24 protein-coding genes are annotated in these 21,437 nt (G+C 70.5%); 9 read left to right on the forward strand and 15 right to left on the reverse strand.

Going from position 1 to position 21,437, the window contains the following annotated elements; all coding sequences use genetic code 11:
- Positions 1–12 precede the first annotated feature (12 nt).
- Positions 13–663 (reverse strand): alpha/beta hydrolase, encoded by a 651-nt coding sequence (locus AX769_RS05355; RefSeq protein WP_066276776.1) that lies wholly within the window; start codon positions 661–663, stop codon positions 13–15.
- Between the two features lie 60 nt (positions 664–723).
- On the opposite strand from AX769_RS05355, the gene AX769_RS05360 reads away from it, so the two are divergent.
- Positions 724–1,281: an NUDIX hydrolase family protein gene (locus tag AX769_RS05360; RefSeq protein ID WP_066276778.1), complete on the forward strand. Its 558-nt coding sequence runs from the start codon at positions 724–726 to the stop codon at positions 1,279–1,281.
- A 19-nt stretch (positions 1,282–1,300) separates the two neighbouring features.
- The gene (locus AX769_RS05365; protein WP_066276780.1) at positions 1,301–2,719 is read left to right on the forward strand and encodes an FAD-binding oxidoreductase; all 1,419 of its coding nucleotides are present in this window, start codon (positions 1,301–1,303) and stop codon (positions 2,717–2,719) included.
- Positions 2,720–2,799: 80 nt separating this feature from the next.
- Here the strand turns inward: AX769_RS05365 and AX769_RS05370 are convergent, their stop codons facing one another.
- Both AX769_RS05370 and AX769_RS24505 read right to left on the reverse strand, forming a co-directional pair.
- The gene (locus AX769_RS05370; RefSeq protein WP_066276782.1) at positions 2,800–3,006 is read right to left on the reverse strand and encodes a hypothetical protein; all 207 of its coding nucleotides are present in this window, start codon (positions 3,004–3,006) and stop codon (positions 2,800–2,802) included.
- 25 nt (positions 3,007–3,031) lie between these two features.
- Positions 3,032–3,655: a hypothetical protein gene (locus AX769_RS24505; protein WP_162269008.1), complete on the reverse strand. Its 624-nt coding sequence runs from the start codon at positions 3,653–3,655 to the stop codon at positions 3,032–3,034.
- A gap of 72 nt (positions 3,656–3,727) precedes the next feature.
- Between AX769_RS24505 and AX769_RS05380 the strand changes: the two genes are divergently transcribed.
- Both AX769_RS05380 and AX769_RS05385 read left to right on the forward strand, forming a co-directional pair.
- Entirely contained in the window at positions 3,728–5,245 is a 1,518-nt protein-coding gene (locus AX769_RS05380) for an alpha/beta hydrolase (RefSeq protein WP_066276788.1), read from the forward strand.
- Positions 5,242–6,789 (forward strand): GMC family oxidoreductase, encoded by a 1,548-nt coding sequence (locus AX769_RS05385; RefSeq protein WP_066276791.1) that lies wholly within the window; start codon positions 5,242–5,244, stop codon positions 6,787–6,789. Before AX769_RS05380 ends, AX769_RS05385 begins: the two co-directional genes overlap by 4 nt.
- Before the next feature lie 98 nt (positions 6,790–6,887).
- On the opposite strand, the gene AX769_RS05390 is transcribed toward AX769_RS05385, so the two are convergent.
- On the reverse strand, positions 6,888–7,814 hold the full coding sequence (locus tag AX769_RS05390) for an NADP-dependent oxidoreductase (protein ID WP_066276793.1): 927 nt from the start codon (positions 7,812–7,814) through the stop codon (positions 6,888–6,890).
- Between the two features lie 25 nt (positions 7,815–7,839).
- Here AX769_RS05390 and AX769_RS05395 point away from each other — a divergent pair, with 25 nt between their 5' ends.
- The gene (locus AX769_RS05395; RefSeq protein ID WP_066276795.1) at positions 7,840–8,283 is read left to right on the forward strand and encodes a VOC family protein; all 444 of its coding nucleotides are present in this window, start codon (positions 7,840–7,842) and stop codon (positions 8,281–8,283) included.
- Between the two features lie 87 nt (positions 8,284–8,370).
- A complete protein-coding gene (locus AX769_RS05400; protein ID WP_066276798.1) occupies positions 8,371–9,117 on the forward strand; it encodes a hypothetical protein in 747 nt (248 codons plus the stop codon).
- 98 nt (positions 9,118–9,215) lie between these two features.
- Here AX769_RS05400 and AX769_RS05405 read toward each other — a convergent pair whose 3' ends face one another.
- The 4 genes from AX769_RS05405 to AX769_RS05420 form a co-directional block, all read right to left on the reverse strand.
- A complete protein-coding gene (locus AX769_RS05405; protein WP_066276801.1) occupies positions 9,216–11,048 on the reverse strand; it encodes a DEAD/DEAH box helicase in 1,833 nt (610 codons plus the stop codon).
- A 232-nt stretch (positions 11,049–11,280) separates the two neighbouring features.
- Positions 11,281–11,880 (reverse strand): DUF1684 domain-containing protein, encoded by a 600-nt coding sequence (locus AX769_RS05410; RefSeq protein WP_066283208.1) that lies wholly within the window; start codon positions 11,878–11,880, stop codon positions 11,281–11,283.
- A gap of 127 nt (positions 11,881–12,007) precedes the next feature.
- On the reverse strand, positions 12,008–12,250 hold the full coding sequence (locus tag AX769_RS05415) for a hypothetical protein (RefSeq protein WP_066276804.1): 243 nt from the start codon (positions 12,248–12,250) through the stop codon (positions 12,008–12,010).
- A 214-nt stretch (positions 12,251–12,464) separates the two neighbouring features.
- Complete coding sequence (locus AX769_RS05420; RefSeq protein WP_066276806.1) at positions 12,465–13,151, reverse strand: hypothetical protein; 687 nt, start codon at positions 13,149–13,151, stop codon at positions 12,465–12,467.
- Between the two features lie 50 nt (positions 13,152–13,201).
- Here AX769_RS05420 and AX769_RS05425 point away from each other — a divergent pair, with 50 nt between their 5' ends.
- Positions 13,202–13,771 (forward strand): hypothetical protein, encoded by a 570-nt coding sequence (locus AX769_RS05425; protein ID WP_066276807.1) that lies wholly within the window; start codon positions 13,202–13,204, stop codon positions 13,769–13,771.
- 39 nt (positions 13,772–13,810) lie between these two features.
- Positions 13,811–14,104, forward strand: a complete 294-nt coding sequence (locus AX769_RS05430; protein WP_066276808.1) for a DUF427 domain-containing protein — start codon at positions 13,811–13,813, stop codon at positions 14,102–14,104.
- Positions 14,105–14,183: 79 nt separating this feature from the next.
- Here the strand turns inward: AX769_RS05430 and AX769_RS05435 are convergent, their stop codons facing one another.
- From AX769_RS05435 to AX769_RS05465, 7 genes are all read right to left on the reverse strand, one after another.
- On the reverse strand, positions 14,184–14,816 hold the full coding sequence (locus AX769_RS05435; RefSeq protein ID WP_066276810.1) for a CGNR zinc finger domain-containing protein: 633 nt from the start codon (positions 14,814–14,816) through the stop codon (positions 14,184–14,186).
- 113 nt (positions 14,817–14,929) lie between these two features.
- A complete protein-coding gene (locus tag AX769_RS05440) occupies positions 14,930–15,385 on the reverse strand; it encodes a SprT-like domain-containing protein (RefSeq protein ID WP_066276813.1) in 456 nt (151 codons plus the stop codon).
- Between the two features lie 3 nt (positions 15,386–15,388).
- Complete coding sequence (locus tag AX769_RS05445; protein ID WP_066276816.1) at positions 15,389–16,558, reverse strand: tetratricopeptide repeat protein; 1,170 nt, start codon at positions 16,556–16,558, stop codon at positions 15,389–15,391.
- A 140-nt stretch (positions 16,559–16,698) separates the two neighbouring features.
- A complete protein-coding gene (locus AX769_RS05450; protein WP_066276818.1) occupies positions 16,699–17,118 on the reverse strand; it encodes a flagellar assembly protein FliW in 420 nt (139 codons plus the stop codon).
- A complete protein-coding gene (gene flgL / locus AX769_RS05455) occupies positions 17,115–18,044 on the reverse strand; it encodes a flagellar hook-associated protein FlgL (RefSeq protein WP_066276819.1) in 930 nt (309 codons plus the stop codon). Before flgL ends, AX769_RS05450 begins: the two co-directional genes overlap by 4 nt.
- Complete coding sequence (gene flgK, locus AX769_RS05460; RefSeq protein ID WP_066276820.1) at positions 18,044–19,468, reverse strand: flagellar hook-associated protein FlgK; 1,425 nt, start codon at positions 19,466–19,468, stop codon at positions 18,044–18,046. The genes flgL and flgK overlap by 1 nt, the downstream gene beginning before the upstream one ends.
- Positions 19,469–19,470: 2 nt before the next feature.
- Positions 19,471–19,959, reverse strand: a complete 489-nt coding sequence (locus tag AX769_RS05465; RefSeq protein ID WP_066276823.1) for a flagellar protein FlgN — start codon at positions 19,957–19,959, stop codon at positions 19,471–19,473.
- A 598-nt stretch (positions 19,960–20,557) separates the two neighbouring features.
- On the opposite strand from AX769_RS05465, the gene AX769_RS05470 reads away from it, so the two are divergent.
- Entirely contained in the window at positions 20,558–21,385 is an 828-nt protein-coding gene (locus tag AX769_RS05470) for a sigma-70 family RNA polymerase sigma factor (RefSeq protein ID WP_066276828.1), read from the forward strand.
- The last annotated feature ends 52 nt before the right edge of the window (positions 21,386–21,437 follow it).

Below are 21,437 nucleotides of genomic sequence, written 5' to 3' on the forward strand. Positions count from 1 at the left end.
CTCGGCGACGGGTCAGGCCGGGTGCACCCGGGCGATGAAGCCGTTGACGTCGTCGAGCTCCTCCTGCGAGATGCCGTGGGCGAGCCCCGGGTAGACGTTCTCTTCGACATCGGTGTGCGCGGCGAGCCAGGCCGAGGTGCGCTCGACCGCGTCGCCGGGTATCACCCGGTCGGCGTCGCCGTGCCCGTAGAAGACCTTTGGCCGCGCGGCTGCGACGGCGTCGTCGACCGAGGACGTGGCACCGGGCACCACGAAGCCGGCGAGCACCACGGCGAAATCGAAGACGGTGGGCCGCTTGCGCAGCAGTTGCAGCGAGAGCGAGCCGCCCTGCGAGAAACCGAGCAGCGAGACGGCGGGGTGGGCTCCTGCCAGCGAGTCGATGAACGCCAGCACGGCGTCAGCCGCCTCGTCGACCGGCGCGTAGTCGGGGGTGCCCGGCTGCGAGAGCGGGTACCACGACCAGCCGTTGCCGTTCGCTGCGCCGGGGTAGGGCAGTGGGGCTCGGAGCGACGCGTACGCGAACTCCGGCGAGAGGTACGGCGCGAGCCCGATGAGGTCGCCCTCGTGCGAGCCCACACCGTGAAGCAGCACCACGAGGGGCTTGCCGCGCCGCTCGTCTTCGGGCAGGGACCAGCGGACGGCGGACGTGTCGATCAAGACCATGCCAAAAGCGTATCGGCCGTTCGTCACACGTTCGGAACATCCGGCAGGTAAGAATGGGGCATGAGTTCTGTGCGCACGCCTGACCCCGATGGGGCCGACCCCAACTCCGCCTGGCTCTCCGAAGAGGAGCTCTTCGAGATCCGGCAGCGCCTGCCGATCCTCTACGTCGAGGCCGTGCCGGTGCGCGTCAACGGCGAAGGCGTCGTCACCGAGGTCGGCGTGCTGCTGCGCGCCGACAGTGAGGGCGCGATGACCAGGATGCTGGTGTCCGGGCGCGTCATGTACGGCGAGTCGCTGCGGACGGCGCTGTTCCGGCACCTCGAGAAGGACCTCGGCCCGATGGCCTTCCCGCAGTTGCCGCCGTCGCCGGTGCCGTTCTCGGTGGCCGAGTACTTCCCCTTCCCGGGCGCCTCGGTCTACACCGACGAGCGCCAGCACGCGGTGTCGCTGGCATATGTGGTGCCGGTCACGGGCACCTGCGACCCGCGACAGGACGCCCTCGAGATCACCTGGATGAGCCCCCTCGTCGCGGCCAGCCCCGAGGTGTCCGCCGAGATGGAGGGCGGCCGCGGGGCGCTTCTGCGCACGGCCCTCGCCTCGGTCGGCGCGCTCAGCTGACCCGGGAGGCGGCAGGCCCATGACCGTCAACGGCGACGTCTCGTTCTGGTACGCCGAGTCGGGGTTGCCCGCCGCGCGCCCGCCGCTCGACGGCGACCGCGCGGCCGACGTGGCGATCGTCGGGGCGGGCTACACCGGCCTGTGGGCGGCCTATGCCCTGAAGCGCGCCGACCCGTCGCTCGACATCATCGTCGTCGAACGCCGTTTCGCAGGCTTCGGAGCCTCGGGCCGCAACGGCGGCTGGCTCACCAACAGCATCACCGGCGGTCGCGAGCAGTACCTCGCGTCGCACGGCCGTGCGCTCGTGGGCCGCTTCCAGACACTCATGAACGAGGCCGTCGACGAGGTCGCCTCGGTGTGCGCCGCCGAAGGCATCGACGCCGACCTTGTGAAGGGCGGCGAGCTGACGGTGGCTCGTACTCCGGCGCAGCGGGCGCGGCTCGAGGCCTTCGCGGCGTCCGAGGCCGAGTTTGCCGAGGCAGGCACAACACTCCTGACGGCCGCCGACACCGACGCACGCCTCAGGATCGAGGGCACGCTCGCCGGGTTGCACCACCCCCACGCAGCCCGGATCCAGCCCGCGAAGCTCGTGCAGGGGCTCGCGGCGGCGGTGGAGCGCCTCGGGGTGACAATCGTCGAGGGCACCACCGTCACGGAGATCCGGCCGCGGGTGCCTCGGGGCGGCGGGCCGCGCGACGCCGCGCTCGTCACCGATCGCGGCACCGTCACCGCCCGCCACGTGATTCGGGCGACCGAAGGCTTCACGGCCGACCTCGCCGGCGCCCACCGCGAGTGGCTGCCGCTCAACTCGTCGATGATCGCGACCGAGCCGCTGCCCGCCTCGGTGTGGGGCCAGCTCGGCTGGGAGCACCGCGACGTGGTCGGCGACATGGCGCACGTGTACATGTACGCGCAGCGCACCGCCGACGACCGCATCGCGCTCGGCGGCCGCGGGGTCCCGTACCGCTACGGCTCACGAGTCGACAGCGACGGGCGCACTCGGGCGCGGACCGTGGCCGAACTGACGGCGATCCTGCACGAGATGTTCCCTGCGGCGGCTTCTGCCCGCATCGACCACGCCTGGTCGGGCGTGCTCGGAGTGCCCCGCGACTGGCGCGCCACTGTCGGCCTCGACCGAGCGACCGGCCTCGGCTGGGCCGGCGGCTATGTCGGCACCGGTGTCACCACGACCAACCTCGCTGGGCGCACCCTCGCCGACCTGGTGCTGCAGGATCGCGACGCCCGTCACGCTTCGGAGCTCGTCACCATGCCCTGGGTCGGTCACCGTGCGGACGCCTGGGAGCCCGAACCCCTCCGCTGGCTCGGTGTCACCGCCATCTACGCCGCCTACCGCTGGGCCGACCGGTCGGAGGAGCGGCGCGGCACCCCGCGCTCGAGCGCTTTCGCAGCCCTGGCCGACCGCATCTCCGGCCACTAGCCTTCGCGGGCGCCGAGTGGGCAGAAAATGCGGATTTGCGGGTCGATTTCCGCATTTTCTGCCCACTCGATAGCGGGCTGCTACTCGCCTGCCGACGCCTCCGGGTCCGCGACTCGACGCCGATCGCGCCGTTTCACGGCCATGACCACGAAGGCAGGCACCGCTACCAGCGCCGGGCTGGCCGCTCGGATCGCTGAGATCGGCTCGGAGTCTCCGAAGCCGGCGAGTGCGTACGTTCCGGCGATGGCGAGTGCGGCACTCAGCACAATGATGATTGAGCTTTTCATGTCTATGCCCTCCTAGTCGTTGTCGTCATGCGACGCACGATGACGTGAATTCGCCGTTGAGGAGTACGCGCAGGTTTGGCTTCGAGCCCTTGCAAATTCCGTGCGCACGGACGTATGTCATACCAATGGCAAGAGCCGAGCCGATGGCAGCACACGCGACCCACCCGATGGCGGGAATATTGCAGAGGGCAGCGCCGAGAGCCACTGCCCCACCGTTGAGGAGCGCTTGCTGGTCCGTCTTGTTCAACTTGATGAAGATGGTTGAGCCACTAACCCCGGACGACAAGCGGCTGGTCGCTACAGGGACGCCAATCGTCGAGCCGCTCGGCAAGATGAATGTTTCGAGCTGCTCGCCTCCCGCCACGGCGTTGACGCGGGGAAGCTCACTCGAAGTGAGATGAGCGCGCATCGATCCGATCTGCGAATTGCTGAGGATCGCGGAGCCCGATTCAGGAATCGTCTCTGCGCTGGCTGGCCGTGCGACAGCGATCGACAGAGCGGCTACGCATGCGAAGACGAGCATCAGAGCCAGCGCGTGAAAGCTCCGCGCACTGAGTCGAACCGAAAACTGAGTGTTCATATTGCCTCCCATCAGGTCAGGGCTGTCTGCCCCTGCAGTGAAGGTAGATTGCCAGAATACGAATTGCAAATTAACATTCTCAAAAAGTGCGCGTACCCCGCGCCGAACGCACGGAGGGGCGGCGGCTTAGTGTCGAAGGGGATGTCGACTCCCACACTCTTCTGCCTCCACGCCCTCGGCTCGAGCGGGGGTGAGTTCGCGGCGCTCACCGCCGAACTCGGCGACACGTTCGACGTCGTCGCGATCGACCTGCCGGGGTTCGGCCACGCGTCGACAGCCACCGGCACGACGATCGACGAGATGGTGCGCCACGTCATCCGCGAGATCAAGCAGCACCCGGCTGGCCGCTGGATGATCGTCGGCCACAGCATGGGCGGCAAGATCGCAACCCTCGTCGCGAAGCGCACTCTCGACGGCACAGCCGGGCTGTTCGGCCTGAGCGGCGTCGTGCTGCTCGCCGCCTCGCCGCCTTCACCCGAGCCGATGACCGACGAGAGCAGAGCGCAGTCGATCGCGATGGCCGCCGACGGCCCGGTGAGTGCTGCGGACGCCCGCTCTTTCATCGACGACAACGTCGGGGCGCCGCTCGATGCAGCTGCAGACGCCCGTGCGCTCGACGACGTGCAACACTCCGACCCCGAGGCGTGGCGCGCCTGGTTCGAGCGCGGCAGCCGTGAAGACCACTTGGCCGCCGTCGGCACCCTCGACGTGCCGGCAGCCATCGTGGCGGGCGGCGCCGACGGTGACCTCGGCCCTGACGCGCAGCGCCGCCTCAACGCGCCCGTCTACCCGCGAGCAGACGTCACGGTGCTCGACGGGGCCGGCCATCTGCTTCCGTACGAGCGCCCGCGCGAGGTGGCCGACGTGATCCTGCGCCTGTGGAACGACCACGCCGGGCGCGGGCCCGTCGTGCCCGACGACGTCATCCGCACCATCGCGTCGGCCCGGACCAGCACGAAGACGCGGGCGATCCTGGCGAGGCGCGCGCTCGCCGACGAGCCCGACCACGCGCCGCGCTCGATGACGGCCGAGCAGCTCGCGACCTTCCGCGCCATCGCCGACCGGGTCGTGCCGCAGGGCTCGGGGCCCGAACAGCCCCACCCGCACGACGCCATCGACATCGCCGCCCGGGTCGACTCGCAGCTCGCGAGGGAGCACTCCGACGGGTGGCGCAACGCGGCCCTGCCCCCTGATCCTGAGGCCTATCGCCTCGCTCTCGACGTGCTCGCCGACTTCGCCAGCCTGACCGAGACCGAGCAGGACGCCACGATCGAGGCCCTCATCGACGGCAGCTACGAGCCCGGCGGCGACGCTGCGCTCGACGCGAAACAGCTGAGCCTGTGGTTCGAAGACTGCCGCGTCGACCTCGTGCGCACCTGGCTCGCGCACCCGGCGACGATGGCGCGCGTCGGCTTCGACGGCTACGCCAACGGCGGAGACCTGACCAGGATCCAGGGGTTCCAGCGCCTCGGTGCCGGCGAGCGTGAGGGCTGGGAGCCGGCGATGCCGGCCGCACCCGGAGCCGCGGCGGTGCCCGCTGCGTTCACAGCGACACAGGCTGCGACGACGGCACAGCCTGCGACGACGCCACAGGCTGCGACGACGGCAGAGGCTGCGACGACGCCACAGGCTGCGACGACGGCAGGAGAGACCCGATGAACCTCACCGGACAACGCACCTACAGCGACGATGAGACGGTCGACGTCGTCGTGGTCGGCACCGGCGCCGGCGGCGCCCCCCTTCTCGCGACGCTCGCAGCCCGTGGGCTGACGGTGGTCGCGCTCGAGGCGGGCCCGAACTTCGACCCGCAGCAGTACACGCCCGACGAGAACCAGGCCGTCGCCATCAACTGGATGGACGAGCGGCTGAGCGACGGCGAGACTCCGACGGCGTTCGGCTCGAACAACTCGGGCAAGGGCGTCGGCGGCGCGACGTTGCACTGGGGCGCCTTCACCCCTCGCCCCGACCCGCGCGACCTCGCCCTCAAGTCGACGACAGGCAAGGGGGAGGACTGGCCGATCGGCCACGCAGAGATCACCGGTTACATCGAGCGTGTCGAGCAATTCGTCGGCGTCTCGGGCCCCGCCGACTACCCGTGGGACCCGACGCGGCAGTACCTGATGCCGCCCGTCGCGCGCAACGCCTCGAGCGACATGATGATCCGCGGCTGCGAGGCCCTCGGCATCACCGCCACCGACGGTCCGGCCGCGGTGTTGACTCTCGACCGTCAACAGGAGCACCACGGCCTCCGCCCCGCGTGCGCCAACTGCGGCGCCTGCCATCAGGGCTGCCGCTCGGGCGCCAAGGTCAGCATGGACACCACCTATCTGCCTCTTGCGGTCGCGAACGGCGCCGAGATCCGGCCCGACTCGACGGTGCACGGCATCGAGCAGGATGCCACGGGGCGCGTCAGCGCCGTCGTCTACACGCGCGATGGCGTGGAGCACCGTCAGCGAACCGCCGCCCTGGTGCTGGCCGCGGGCGGCGTCGAGACCCCGCGCCTTCTGCTGCACACCGGGCTCGCCAACTCGTCCGGCCAGGTGGGCCGCAACTACATGGCGCACGGCGCGACCCAGGTCTGGGGCCGCTTCGACGAAGAGATGCGGAGCCACCGCGGTTACCCGTCGTCGATCATCACCGAGGACTTCCTGCGGCCGAGCGACGCCGACTTCGCCGGCGGCTATCTGATTCAGAGCCTCGGCGTCGTGCCGCTCACGCTCTCGACCACGATGGTGCGAGGCGGCGGCCTCTGGGGCAGGTCGCTCGTCGACGCGATGGACAACTACCGCTACCTCTCCGGCGTGGGCATCAACGGCGAGTGCCTGCCGCGCGACGAGAACCGCCTGACGCTGTCCGACGAGCTCGACGAGTTCGGCATCCCGAAGGCGCGCATCGCCTTCAGCCAGGGGCCGAACGAGCAGGCGATGGACGAGCACGCGATCCGCACGATGACCTCGATCGTCGAGGCGGCGGGCGCGACCTCCACCATCGTGTTGGCGCGTACGGCGCACACGATCGGCACGGCGCGAATGGGAACTTCTGCCGACACGGCGGTCGTCGACCCCGACGGCCGCAGCTTCGACGTGCCGAACCTCTGGATCGCCGACAACTCGGTCTTCCCGACCTCGGTGCCGGCCAACCCCGCGCTGCTGATCATGGCGCTGGGGCTGCGAACCGCCGAGCGCATGTTCGCCGCGGCGTAGCGGTCCCCACCCTTACCTTTTCGGCTCATCCTGACCGCCCGGGCGGTCAGGACGAGCCGAAAAGGTAAGGGCCGAGGCCGAGGCCGAGGGTCAGAAGGTCATAAGGTCAGGACGAAGCGGCCGCGCGTGCCGCCGGCCTCGAGGCGGCGGTGCGCCTCAGCTGCCTCGGCTGCGGGGAAGGTGCCGGCCACACGCAGCGTGACGACACCGTCCTCCACTTTCTGCCGCAGGTCGTCGAGCTTGGCGCTCGACAGGTATTCGTCGCCCACCGAGACGACGACGAACTTCACGTCGTCCGTGCCGTCGCCTGTCCAGCCACGGAACGACACGAACGCGCCGCCCGGCTTCACGGCTCTCGTCACCTGCTCCTTCTGCACGGCCGCGTCGACGACGGCGTCGACACCGCCGGGGGCGGCCTGCAGGATGCGATCGGCCACGTCGTCTCCACGGCTCACGATCGTCTCGGCGCCCAGGCTCTCGACGAGGGCGCGGTCTTTCTCCGACGAGTCGGCGATCACCGTCAGCCCCGCGTCCTTCGCCAGCTGGATGACGTACGCCCCCAGGGTGCCGGCGGCGCCGGTCACGGCGATGGTGGCACCGGCGGGCAACGCGAGCTTCTCGAGCGCCTGCACGGCTGTGAGGCCGTTCATCGGCAGGGTCGAGGCCTCTTCGAGAGAGTGGCCCGACGGGATCCTGCTGACCGACTGCCACGGCCCGACCACGAACTCGGCGTAGGCGCCACCGTGTTCTTTCGCGGGGATCGTGATGGCCATGACCTCGTCTCCGACCGCGAAGGGGGCGCCCTCGCCGACCTCGTCGATCACGCCCGCCGCGTCCATGCCGACCACGTAGGGGGGACCTGCCATGGGGGCGCCGAGGCCCGAGCGGCTGAGGCTGTCGGTCGGGCTGACCGCCGCCGCCCTCACCGCGATCCGCACCTCGCCGAAGCCGGCGTGCGGCTCCGGCCTCTCGACGGTCTCCAGTTTTTCAGGCCCACCGAATTCGTTCACACCGATCACACGCATGAGATCGACGCTATCCTCGCGGGGCATGAGCGACTCACAGTTTCCTGTCATCCGGCAGACCGTCATCGACACCCCCGACCCGCGCGGTCTGGGCGACTTCTATCGGCAGCTGCTCGGGCTCCAGTGGTCGCCGGGCGACGAGCCGGGCGGTGCGACCGATCTGTCGGCGCTGGAGGCCGGCGAGCCCATCGACTGGACCGGCCTCGACGACGCGTCGGGACGTCGCATCCTGGCGTTCCAGCGCGTCCAGGGGCTGCCGAGGCCCGTGTGGCCCGACGGCAACCCGCCGCAGATGATGCACCTCGACCTTGCCGTGCCCGACGCCGCGGTGCTCGAGCATCAGCGGGCGAGAGCCGAGCAGCTCGGCGCCACGATGATCCGCGACGAGTCGGCCGACCCCGACGAAGCGCTCTACGTCTTCACCGATCCCTCGGGGCACCCGTTCTGCATCTTCGTCGCAGCAGCCTGAGCACGGGTTACGCTTTCAGGGTCACGGCCCGGCGGAGGGCCTTGGTCTGATCAGCCTCATGGTCGGGGCTCGACGAAGGGAGCGGCCGTGGAACTGCTCATCGGCGTCGGCGTCATCGCCCTCCTGGTGGTCGGCATCGGCCGGTGGGTGCGGCCCGCTCGGCCGAAGCCTCCCGTCGCCTCCTCGCCTCCTCCCTCTGCAGCTTCGAGTGTCGACGGTGGCGCGATGCTCGCGACTCCCGCCGCGCCCTCTACCGAAGTGCAGAGCCAGGGCGCAGGATCGGGGGCAGGCGGCTCCTGGGCCGAGGCCCAGCGCCTCCGAGGCCTGCTCCTCGCGCGCCGAGTGCCGCCCGTTTTCACCAGCTGGCAGCTGGTGCCCGAGCCCGGCGAGGTCTTCTTCTACGAGCTCGGAGCCGACTACGAGCGCTTCTACGGGCAGGAGGTCGGCTACCGCCCGGCCTCGGGGTTCTACTTCGGCAGCCCCGCGTTCATCCTCGCGGGGCTCGCGGTCAGCGGGATCACGAACGTGCAACGGCGTCGGGACGCGGCCGCCCAGTCGGCGACGCAGTGGCGCGAGCTCGAAGCGATCCGGTTCGTCGTGACGAACCACCGGCTGCTCTGCCTCGTCGGCGGGCAGTGGGTCAGCTTCCACTACGGCGCGATGACGGCGGTCTACCCCGAGGTCGCCTCGGGCGCGCTCATCTGCGAGTTCACCGGGGTGCCGCCACTGCGGCTGCAGGGCCCGGACGTCGCGATCGCCGCCGTGATGACGGTGTTCGCGACGCACGGCCTGCAGGCGGTGGCAGAGCACCCGAGCCTGCAGGTGCTCGGGTAACTTTCGCGAACGCACAAAACCCCCGCCGGCGGCATCCGCGCAATGCCTAGGCATTGCGCGCGCGCCACCGGCGAGGGTTTCGTGAGGTGAGAGTGGGGCTAGCGGCCGCGACCGCCGGCGCCGCCGCCGCGCGGCGCGCTGCCGCGGACGAGCGAACCGACTTTCAGCGAGCCGGGGCGACCGCCGCCGGAGGAGGCGCGGCGCGAGCCGTTGCCACCCTCACGGCGCTGGCCGCCGTCACGCCCACCGGACTGCTCGGCGGCGAAGGCCGCCTGGTCGTTGCGCACACCGTTCGAGCGGCTGGCGCCGCCGTCCGACTGCGCACGGCGGTTCTGGCGCTCGTCGCGAACGGGTGCGGCCGAGGCGGGGGCACCCGAGCCGGACTCCGTCGAGTAGAACGTCTTGGAGCCCGTGCGCGGGGCCTCGCTGCGGCTGCGGTCGTTGCCACCGCGACCACCGGCACCGCGGCCGGCCTGGCCAGAGCGACCGGCAGCGCCCTGCGAGCGGCCCGTGCCGGCGCCTCCGCGACGGGGCGAGCCGTCGGATCCTGCGCCCTGACCGGCCGCAGCGGGACGACCCGAGCGGTCGCGGCGAGCGATGGGGGTGCCGTCGGCGTTCTGGCGGGCGACGCGCTTGCGCTGGGCGTTCGCGCCGGTCGAGCGACCGCCGCCGCCCTGCTGCTGCGGCGCGCGCTCCGACTTGGGGGCCGGCTTGACGTAGGCCGCGACGTCGCCGACGAGCGCGGCGACCTCGGGGGAGGTCGGCTTGACGGCGGTGACCGTCGCGGTGATGCCGGCCTTCTTCATCATCTGAGCGACGTCGCGACGCTGGCTCGGAATGACGAGGGTGACCACGTCGCCCTCGGCGCCGGCGCGAGCCGTGCGGCCCGAGCGATGCAGGTACGCCTTGTGCTCGGTCGGCGGGTCGACGTGGATCACGAGCTCGATGTCGTCGACGTGCACGCCGCGGGCGGCGACGTCGGTCGCGACGAGGACGCGCGCGGAGCCGTCTTGGAACGCGGCGAGGTTGCGGTCGCGCTGCGGCTGCGACAGGTTGCCGTGCAGGTCGACCGAGGGGATGCCCGACTCGGTCAGCTGCTTGGCGAGCTTCTTGGCGTGGTGCTTGGTGCGCATGAAGAGGATGCGGCGGCCCTGGCCCGAGGCGAGCTTCTCGATGAGCGCCTTCTTGGTCTCGAGCGACTCGGTCTCGAACACGTGGTGGGTCATCTTCGCCACGGGCGAGTTGGCCTCGTCGACCGAGTGCAGCACCTCGTTGTGGAGGAACTGCTTGACGAGCTTGTCCACGCCGTTGTCGAGCGTCGCGCTGAAGAGCAGGCGCTGGCCGTTCTCGGGAGTGGCCTTCAGGATGCGCGTCACACCGGGCAGGAAGCCGAGGTCGGCCATGTGGTCGGCCTCGTCGAGCACGGTGATCTCGATGGCGTCGAGCTTGACGAAGCCCTGCTTCATCAGGTCTTCGAGGCGGCCGGGGCAGGCGACGATGATGTCGACGCCCTGCTTGAGGGCCTGCACCTGACGGTTCTGTGAGACGCCGCCGAAGATCGTGGTGGTGTTCATACCGTAGGCCGCAGCCATCGGCGCGAGGACGGCGTCGATCTGGGTGGCCAGCTCGCGCGTGGGGGCGAGCACCATGCCGATCGGGCGGCCCGGGCGGCGCTTGCCGCCGGCGAGCTTGCCGCCGAGACGGGCGGCCATGGGGATGGAGAAGGCCAGGGTCTTGCCTGAGCCGGTCTTGCCGCGGCCGAGTACGTCGCGGCCGTTCAGGGTGTCGGGCAGCGTGTCGACCTGGATCGGGAACGCGGTGGACTTGCCATCCGCGAGAAGGGCTTTGACGATGGGCCCGGGGACGCCGAGGGAGGCGAAGGTGGTGCCCTCGTCCTCGACCTCGGTGGCAGTGGTGATGGTGTCTGTCATGGGGTGGTGCCTTTCAGGCATCGGGTATCGAGCCCCATGGGCTTGCATCTTTCGACGACGCAGCTGGACTCGAGATGTGGCGACGGAGCAGTTGTGCTCGATCGTTTCGCCGCAGAGTGTGCTTCGCAAATTCGGCTTGTCACACCCGTCTTGGACGGGGAACCGAGGGTTGTGAGGGGCGTACTACGACGCAGGGAGCCGATCGGGTCGGCTCGCAAGTAACTCCATCGTATCAGTAGGAGCCGCTGTAGCGCTCGCCGACGGGGATCTCGACGGCGACGGTGTTGCCCGGCTGGGCGAGCGGGCAAGCCCACGCGGGGTCGTAGGCGCAGCTCGGGTTGTACGCGAAGTTGAAGTCGAGGACCAGGTGGCCCGGCCTCGATCCTGGGCCCAGATCGGCCCCTTTGACGGTGTCGATCAGGTAGCGGCCGCCGCCGTACGTGCCGCCTTTCTTGCCGGCCAGCGCGTCTTTCACCGGGATGAAGACGCCGCCGCCGTACGAGGCGAGACGCCACACGTCGAGCGTGCCCACGCCGGGCACGTCGACCAGGCCGATGCGGTCGAACGGCACGTCGCCGTCGGTGCCGGTCGGCACGATCATGCGGTGCTCGTCGGCGGGCAGGATCTCGACTTCGAACCGCCAGGCGCGGTCGTACGGCTTCGTGGGCAGCCCGGTGAAGTGCGCGCGGTCTTCGGGCAGCAGCGGGGTCGACGGGTGGTTGGCGAACAGGTCGTCGCGGGTGCGGCGCCAGAGGTCGTGGGCCGACTCGAGGTCGGTCGCCTGGCGGACGCTCCGGTACACCTCGTGGATGTTGCGGCGCCACGAGGCGATGTCGAGGGCGTAATGGGCGGTCTCGGCGGTCGTCTGCTGGGCGCTGTCGCTGTCGCTGGCCCTGGTGCTGGCGTCGTCGGTTGCGGAGGTGCTCGTGGTCACGCGCTCACGCTACTCGCGGCGGGTGTCAGCGGCGGCGCTCGGCGCGCGCGTCGGCGATGTGCTTCGCGGCGACCAACTCGGGCGCCGCTGCCGGTGCGGGCGGTGCGGCCTGCGGCCGGTCGTCGGGGATCGCCGGGATCTCGACGACGAACGACTCGGGGCTCGGCGCGTCGGGCAGGCGCCCGAATCGCTCGGCTCGTGCTTGCGCTTGTGCCTGCGCCCGGGCTCGTGCCTGCGCTTCCGCCGCAGTCTCGTGGTCGAGTGCCATGGCCGCCTCCCTGATCGTCCCGACACAGTACCGCCCTCGGCGCACTGGCGCACGGCGCCCTCGTCGCGACGAAGAGGTATTGCCTTTTTCGACATACAGCTCTGCCTGAATTCAGCGTCGTCGGCCCGACCGCCGGTCGCCGCGCCTGAATTCAGGCGAACCTGTAAGTCCAAAAAAGCAATACCCCTCCGCTGGCCAGCCCGGAGGCCTCGCCTCAGTGGCGACGCACGAGATGTGTCAGGTTGCCACTACACCCCGAAGCGCGAAATAAGCGGCGAAAGGTCGGCTGGTTAGGTGCCACGGCGGCGCGCTCAGGCGGGCGCATCAGCACTCTCGGGCGCGGCCCCGAGGCCGAGGCCGAGGCTGGGGCTTGGGTTGGGGCAGAGTCGGGCGTAGGCCAGGTCGGCGCCAGCTGCCGGAAGCGGAAGCCGCGCCACTGCCACACGAGCCAGAGGCCCGGCCAGAGCAGCGGCGTCAGCCAGCCGGCGTGGAACTCCATGCGGTCGCGCAGCAGCGTGCCGCCGACGAGACCCGACGACCTCGGCGCCGGTGAGACGGCCATGCGGTGCCGGATCTGCAGCAGGGTGAAGGTGCCTGCGATGCCCCGCCCCGTGTCCTCCTGCACCCGCGCGATGCCGCCGAGCGGAGTGGAGTCGACCGGCGGCACCTTGACGTCGTAGAAGCGCAGCGACACGTGCGTCTTGCCGAGCGAGACCAGCCCCAGGATGCGGGCGCTCACCCGGCTGGGAGTGGTGCTCCAGCGTCGCGGGAAGCCGGTCGGCTCCTCGGAGCGGTAGACGAGCAGCGGCGTCGTCACGGCCACCATGACCTCCGGGTTCGCGAGTGCGTCGACGACGGTGGCGGGCGGGGCCGCGAGGGTGAGCTTCAGCTGCACGTGCATGACTTCAGTGTGGCCTCCCCACCCCGGAAGGGCCCCACTACTGTGGTCGGGTGAGTCAAGAGCGCTACCAGGTCCGGTTCGAGTGGGGCCCGACGGGGGCAGCCCGGATCGCGGCGGGCGTCCACGTCATCGTGGTGGCCGACGAGCTCGACGACCACGGGATCTGCTCGGCGGGTGAGCTGGCGCGCCGGGTGCGGGATACGAGCGACGCGGCACGGCTCGACACCGCGCCCGGGCAGCCGGCCGTTCTCTGCGCGACCGAGGCGTCGGCCGCCGACGCGGCCCGACGGATCCTGCGCCTTCAAGGAGACCTCGGCGAGAGGGTCATGATCGCCGTGGTGGCGGCCGGCTCGATCGAGGCGGACGGCTTCCGTCACGCGGTCGAAGACCAGCTCGCGGCCGGGGCCGTGATCGATGCGCTGGCCTCCCTCGGCATCGACGCATCGTCGCCCGAGGCCGCCGTCGCCTGCGCCGCCTGGCAGGGGCTGCGTCGCGCGACGGGGCACCTGCTGACGGCATCGACCTCGACAGCAGCGATCGGGGCGCAGGATGCCAGAGTGCAGCGCGACGCACACCCCGCGTCTGCCGTCGTGCTGAGGGAATTCAGCCCCCGCGCGTAGCGTTCGGGCAAGCAGCAACCCCAATTTTCAGGAGGAACCATGAAGGCAGTGCTGGGCGACGGAACCGTGGTGGCCGAGGCCCCCGAGAGCGACCTCATCAAGATCGAAGGCAACTGGTACTTCCCTCCGGCGAGCGTCAACGACGCCCTGCTCGAGAAGACCGACACGCCCTACACGTGCCCGTGGAAGGGCGAGTGCCAGTACTTCTCGGTGAACGGCCTGCAGGATCGCGCGTGGAGCTACCCCACGCCGTACCCGACCGCGTTCGAGCGCGTGGGCAAGGACTTCTCGAACTACGTCGCGTTCTGGAAAGAGGTCTCCGTCACGGAGTAACCCCCCTTCCGTTCTACCTATAGGTGCGGCCCCGCCGCGCAGAAATTTCTGCACGGCGGGGCCGCACCTATAGGTAGAACTACGCGTCAGGGGCGGCAGCTCGAGCACGGTGCGCACGCACCTTCGCCCGGTTGCCGCATTTCTGCATCGAGCACCAGCGCCGCGTGCCGGCACGCGACTCGTCGAAGAAGACCAGAGAGCAGTCGTCGGCCGCGCAGTGCCGCAGCCGAGCGCCGGGTTCGCCGACGAACCCGACCGCCGCGAACAGAGCGACCCCGTCGCGCGCCACCGACGACAGGGCCTGGCCGACGCGCAAGCGCCCCGCACCGGCCTGCCGGCGGCCCCCCGCGAGCGACGGCGGCACATCCGGCAGGGCCGCATAGAGGTTGACCATGTCGATGTCGCCGGCCTCGGGCAGGTGCCCGTCGGCTGCCCGCAGAGCGAGGTGGGCGATCGCGTCTCGCAGCGTCTTGGCGTCCTGCAGCTCGCGATCGGTCGCGGCCGCTGCCAGGCCCGTGAAGCGCGAAGCCAGCCAGTCGTCGAGGTCGGCGGGGGTCGCGAGCCCGTCCCAGCCCGACGCCGGGAGACCGGAGGCCGACCCGAACGTGCCCTCGGCGAAGCCCCCGAGGTAGGCGAAGTCGAGGCTGACCGCACCCGCGTCGAAGAACCAGCGGAGCCCCGCATCGGACACGAACCACTGACCCGTCGGCATGTAACCACCCTAGCCGGTCGCTCCCCTCCGTTTACCTATAGGTGCGGCCCTCGCGACAGGAAATTTCTGTGCGGCAAACGCTCGCCTATAGGTAAAACGGAGGGGGACGGGGGTCAGACGGGGCGGCGCACCCAGGTGATGAGGTTCGCGTCGTCGTACCGCTTCGAGCAGCGGCCGCACGACAGCGGCCGCGCGGGAGTGCGGTAGCGGTAGTGCTCGTGCCCCGCCGGGCAGCGCCCCACCCACGGCGCCAGCTCGGACGCGATCGCGCCGTCGTGCAGCCGATCGCCGACGTAGCCGAGCTCTTCGGCGACCGAACGCCAGCGCGGCCCGTGCCCCGCCTTCGACCCGGCGATCGCATGCGCCACCTCGTGCAGCAGCACCTGGTGGATCTCGTCGTCGTCGTACCGCTCGGCCAGGTGCCGTGACACCGAGATGAGCTTCTTGCCGTAGTCGCAGAGGCCCGCGCGCGTCTTGGCGTTGTCGAAGGCGAACGACCAGACCGCAGGATCCAGATGCATGGCGATCAACGCATCCGCCCACCGCCGCACGCGGGTGAGATCGGCCAACGGCTACGACTGGTCGGTCGGCGGCGTCTTCTGGCGAGACGTGTCGAAGGCGCCCCAGATGCTCCGGGCGGCTTTGCGCGCACGAGTGACCTCGGCGTCGAAGCCGTTGCCCGCGGGCTCGTCGTCTTCGTTGCGGTCTTCGTCGTCGATGTCACGGCGCGACCGGCCCGGAGCCGTCGCGTGCGGGACAGCGATGGCCTGCGTCTCGACGCCGATCGAGACCGCGTCGGAGACGGGCTCGTCAGTCGGGGCGTCAGGGTCGAGGCGGGCTGCGGCGTCGGGGTTGAGGCGCTGCGGGGCGGCCGGCGCCTCGGTGGGGGTGCTCAGAAAAGCGGGGGAGCCCGTCGATCGGAATCGCGGCGCCGGGTCGGTGTCTTCGACATCGCTCTCGTCGCCGTCCGAATCGGTCGGGGCGCCCGGGGTCGACTCGCGGCCCAGGTAGCCGGGGGCGTCGACGACGATCGGGGCGACCATCGGCTCGACGGGCTCGCTGGGGGCGACGTCGGCCGGGGCGGCCTCGGCCAGCACCGGAGTCTCTTCGGCGGGCTCGGGCTCGTTCAGCGACTCGGGCTGCAGGATCGCCCGCATCACGCCTTCGATGGCAACGCGCAGGCCGTTCGTGCGCTCGGCCGGCGCGCCCGCCTTCTCGTAGGCGGCGAGGGCTGCGGTCAGCGAGGCGCGCGACTCCTCGTAACGGCCGAGGTCGTAGAGCGTGTAGCCCTCCAGCTCGGCGGCCGCGGCTTCGAGTTCGCTCCACTCTTCGGTGGCGGCGCTGATGCGGCTGGTGTGCAGGTCGTTGAGCGCCCGCTCGAGGCGGCCCTGCTCTTTGAAGACGTAGGCGCGGCGAATGCGCGCTGCGGTCGAATCGGCGCGGTCGCCGGTGAAGTGCGCGAGGCGGAAGGCCTCCTCGCTGATGGCGAGCGCCTCGTCGAGGCGGCCGAGCATGCGCAGCAGGTCGGCGCGCTCTCCGAGGGCGGCGGTGCTGCGGCTGGCGCCGAGCTCTGCCAGGCGCCCCTCGAGTGCCGCGGCGTCGATTGCGGGGCGGAGGCTCACAGGGCTGAAGTGCGCAGCCGACGGGCCGGTCGGCACGATGGGTGCAGCCAGGCTGGCGGGCACGGGGTGGCTGGTCGGGCCACCGTGCGCGTCGTTGTCGGAGTGGTCGTGCTCGGTCATCGAGTACGAGGGTAGTCGCGTCGCGCCCGGATCGCCTGTGCGGCGCGCTGTCCCCCGGATCCTGCGTCGCCCTTACCTTTTCGGCAATACCTGGCTGTCCGGCCGGTCAGGGCGTGCCGAAAAGGTAAGGGTCGGCGGGGTCAGACCGCGACAGGGACCGCGGCGGGCCGCGAAGCGGCAGCGGCACGGGGCACGAGCGCCGCGCGCAGCGGGAAGTCCTGGTTGTCGAGGATGATCTGCGCCGAGGCTCCGGTGGAGGCGTTGACCACGATCGGTGCCATGAGGTTGACCGTCGTGCCGGCGGGGGCCGGGTTCGCGACGACCAGCAGCATGGCATCCTGCGGGTCGGTCACGCCGAGGGCGTCGCTCTGCTCGAACGAGATCACGGGGGAGTAGTCGGGGAGGTGCACCGAGGCGTCGACCACGAAGAGCCGCGTCGAGGGCTGGGCCGCCGCCTGCAGCGAGTAGAGACCGGCGGCACCGGCGATCTCGGCGAGGGTGAAGTCGACGACGGGGTCGAGCCCGGGAGGGGGCGTCACGAAGGTCAGGCTTGCGCTCATCGGAGGAAGTCCATCAGGGTCGGTTGGATCACCTTGGCGGTGACCGCGAGGGCGGATTGGTAGGTCACTTCTTGGGTCTTCAGGTCGAGGATGACCTTGGACATGTCGAGATCCTCGATGCCCGATCGCTGGTTCTCGAGCGAGACGGACGACGACGCGAGGGTGTCCTGAGCGCGTTCGAGCTGCGCCTGGCGGGTGCCGACGTCGCCCCAGGCGCCGCGGACGGAGGTGAGGCGCGAGTCGATGTCGTTCAGGTGCGACGAGATGTTGACGCCGGATCGGAGGTCGGAGACGATCGAGTCGACCATCGAGAAGACGGAGTCGCTGCCGGTGCCGAACACCTGCGAGCCGTCGGTGTCGACCTTCACGGTGGTGCCGTCCGCGATGCGGCGCTGGACAGTGGATCCTGCCGTCCCGTTGAACGTCGGCTCGGTGGTCGTCGCGACGCCCGTCGTCGCATCGGTCGTGGTCGTGCCCGCGTCGAACGCCTGCGAGGTGTCGGACGAGCCGGCGAAGACCGAGCGGCCGGCGTACTTCGTGTTGGCGGCGGCGAGCAGGTCGCTCTTGAGGCCCGTGAGCTCGGTCGCGATCGCCTCGCGCGAGGTCGCCGACATCGTGCCGTCGTTGGCGCCCTGCACGGTGAGGTCGCGGATCCGGTTCAGGATGTTGGTGGTGTCGCTGAGCGCGGAGTCGGTCGTCGACAGCCAGCCCACCCCGTCGGTCGCGTTGCGCGAGTACTGCGCTGTCGCGGCCTGCTGCGAGCGGACGAGCATCGACTGCCCGGTCGCTGTCGGGTCGTCGGACGGCACCGTGATCGCCTTGAGCGACGACGTCTGCTCGGTGAGCTGCGCGAGCCGCGCGGCGTTCGTCTGCAGCGACCGCTGGGCCGCGAGGGCGGCGGTCTGGTTCGTGACGCGGCCGAGCATCAGCTGATCCCCACGAGGCCGACGTGGTTGATGAGGGTGTCGAGCATCGAGTCGACAGCCGTCATCACGCGGGCGGCGCCCTGGTAGGCGTGCTGGAAGGTGAGCAGGTTGACGTTCTCTTCGTCGAGGTCGACGCTCTCGGTCGACGCCTGGTTGGTCTTGGCGGCGGTGGCGGCGGTCGTGGCGCGGTCGGAGGCGTTGAACTCGGTCTTCGCCTGGGCGCCGATCTTCGTGACGATGTCGGCCCAGGTGCGGTCGGGTGCCGCTGCCCCTGTGCCCAGGGTCGAGATCTGGTCGGCGATGGAGCCGTCCGACGCGCCCGCGCCGACGGCGCCCGACTGGATGTCGGAGGCGGTCTGCGGCACGACACCGAGGCCGAGGGCGGCGGGGCCGGTCGTCGACATGGCGTAGAAGTTCGCGCCCGTGGTGCCCGACGGTGTGGCGCCGGTCGAGTAGACGCTGTTGATCGAGGAGGCGAGCTTGGTCGCGATCGCGTTGTACGACGAGGCGGCCTCGGCGAGCGTGCCGCCCGTGCCAGTGCCGTCGGCGGGCGCGAGCAGCGAGATCGTGCCGGCGAGCTGGCCGCCGTCGAGCCCGACCGAGGCGCCGGGGCGGTGGGTCCACTCCAGCTGCACGGGCGAGGCCGCCGCACCCTCCATCGTGGCCGAGCCCGTCACCTGCACGCTGCGCGCATCGGTGCCGCTGACGAGGGCGTTGCCGCCGATCAGCACGTCGACGGTGCCGTCGGCGTTCTGGTGGGTGGTGCCGCCGGCGAGGGTCGCGACCTTCTCGGTCAGGACGTTGCGCTGGTCGACGAGCTCGTTGACGTTGCCGCCGGTCGCGGTGCCCTGCTGGATCTGCCCGTTGAGCGCGGCGATCTGCTTGGCGTCGTTGTTGAGGTCGGTCGCCATCGAGTCGACGCTCGAGCGAGCCGACGACCACTGCGCGCTGACCGCCTGGTAGCCGGTCTTGATCGTGTCGGCGACCGACTGTGCCTGACCGAGCAGGGTGCTCGCAGGTGCTGCGGTGCCGGGGTTGTTCGAGACGTCGCCCCACGCCGACCAGAGGCCCTGCAGCTGGGTCGAGAGACCATTGGCGCCGGGCTCGTTGAGCGAGGTCTCGAGTGTCGAGAGGGCATCCGACCGCACGCTCGAATAGCCGGACGCCGAGGCGGTCGCCCGCACGTTCTGATCGAGCGAGGCGTCGCCGAGGCGGGCGTAGCCGTCGACGCTCACGCCCTGACCGACGCCGGTGCCGGTCGAGAACAGGCCGGGCTGCACCGCCTCGATCGACGAGGTCGTGACACGCTGCCGGGTGTAGCCGTCGGTCGAGGCGTTCGAGATGTTCTGGCCCACCACGTCGAGCCCGGCTCGCGCAGCGGTCAGCCCGCGGTAGGCCGTGTTGAGGCCCGAGAAGGTGCTCACCGTCAGAGCCGCCCGTCGAAGAAGTGGCTGCCGGTAGCCCCCGCGCTCCGGCCGGTGCCCGACGCGTCATAGATCGCAGGATCCGACGTGGCTGTCGCGAGGGTCTCCTGGGTCGAGCGCGCCGCGGCCCGCAAGAACTGCTCGTTCTCGTCGCGCAGGTGCTTGATCTGCACGGTGAGCTCGGTCATCGCCCTGAGGTGCGACGTGAAGATGTCGGCCCAGGGGCCGTCGGGGGCGTGTGCGACGAGTTCGCGCAGGGGCGTCTCGGGCTCGGTGCCCCACTCCTCGGCGACCACGGCGACCTCGACGGTCCGCTCGAGCCCGGCGGTGCGGAGGCGATCGAGCACCTGCTCGACCTCACGCGTCGCGTGCTCGATCCACCGGGACTTCCCGGCGGTGAGGAGCAGCTGCTCCTCCTCCAGCTTGAACGTGAGGAGCTCCAAGAGCTCTCTCTCACGCCAGAGCACGGCGGACAGTTCGTTCACGCCCACGATCCCTCCAAGATTCGGCTGCGGCGGCGCCGCTGATGGCTGCCCGTCGCAGAGAGCCGTTCCGCTCTCAGAGGCCACTATCGGTCACCGTACGTCCGCCGTTAGCGTGAAGCCATGCCCAGCTCGCGGGATTCGGGAGATCCCAAGCTCGTGCGCCTGTTTCCGGACGGACTCTCCGCGTCGGCTCCTAGGTAAGACCCACGACTTCGGCCAAGGTCCCAGCGCCGCGGCGCTGGGACCTCGGCCGAAAGCAGGGGTGTCGCGGGCGGGGCGAAGCGAACGAGAGAGTTCGGCGACAGGTGTCTGTCAGGCCGGACGGGAGCCCACGGGGACAAGGCCCTCTTCGGGGGTGATTAAGCCCCGAAAACGCCCCGTGTCCTCCGAAATGCCGACACCCGAAACCCCCGTAGTGGGGTCTTTTCGGCCTGGTTTTAACTCACAGCACATCGATAGCGTTATCGGTGCCGGGAGATCACACCGGCGAGTCGGAGGCCCGCTAGGGCGCCTCCGACACAGAGAACGATCACTTCTCGCACTCGATTCGGCGCGCCTCTCGAAGGGGTGTTCGCCATGCCATCTTCCAGACCCAGGGGTTTCCATGAACCGGACAGAACGCAACGCGATGGTTGTGCAGAACCTCCCGCTCGTGGGCTACCTCGTCTCCGAGGTCGCCGCCCGGGCGACCCACCTCAGCCGCGACGACCTCGCCTCCGCCGGCGCCCTCGCCCTCGTGCAGGCCGCCGACGCCTTCGACCCGACGCAGGGCGTGCCGTTCGGCGCCTACGCCCGCACTCGCATCATGGGCGCCTTCGCCGACGACATGCGTTCGAGCGATTGGGCCAGCCGCGGAACCCGCAAGCGCATCAAAGAGACCCTCGCGACGCAGGAGACCCTGACCGCCGCCCTCGGCCGCACCCCGAGCGTCGACGAGATCGCCTCGTCGCTCGGCGTCGACCGCCAGACCGCCACCGACGCCCTCACCGATGCGGCGCGCACCGTCACCGCGATCGACGAGACGGTCGCCGACCAGCTCGCAGCCGACATCATCCTGCCCGAAGAGACGCTGCTCGAGCAGGAGCGCACCCGCATCCTGCGCGCCGCAGTCACCGCCCTGCCCGAGAAGATGCGCTACATCGTCGAGAACGTCTACTTCGGCGACATGAGCGTCACCGAGATCGCGGCCGAGCTCGGCATCACGCACTCCGCCGTCTCGCAGCAGCGCACCGAGGCGATCCGCCTCCTCCGCGACGCGCTCACCACCCACTACGCCGATGAGCCGCAGGCCGAGGTGATGTACGAGTCGCGCACCGCGCCGGCCCGCCGCGCCGCCTACCTGTCGAAGGTGGGCCAGAGCGCCGTGGTCGGGATCGGCCGGGCCATGCGCGATGCCGAGGAGCCGACGGGTCGCCGCGCCGTGGCATCCTGACGCCCGCAGAAAATCACCGAAAAGATTTCGAGTTCTCGCTAACGGCAGCAGA

Origin of the sequence: Frondihabitans sp. PAMC 28766, from assembly GCF_001577365.1 — a bacterium.
In the GTDB taxonomy this organism is placed as follows: Bacteria; Actinomycetota; Actinomycetes; order Actinomycetales; family Microbacteriaceae; genus Frondihabitans.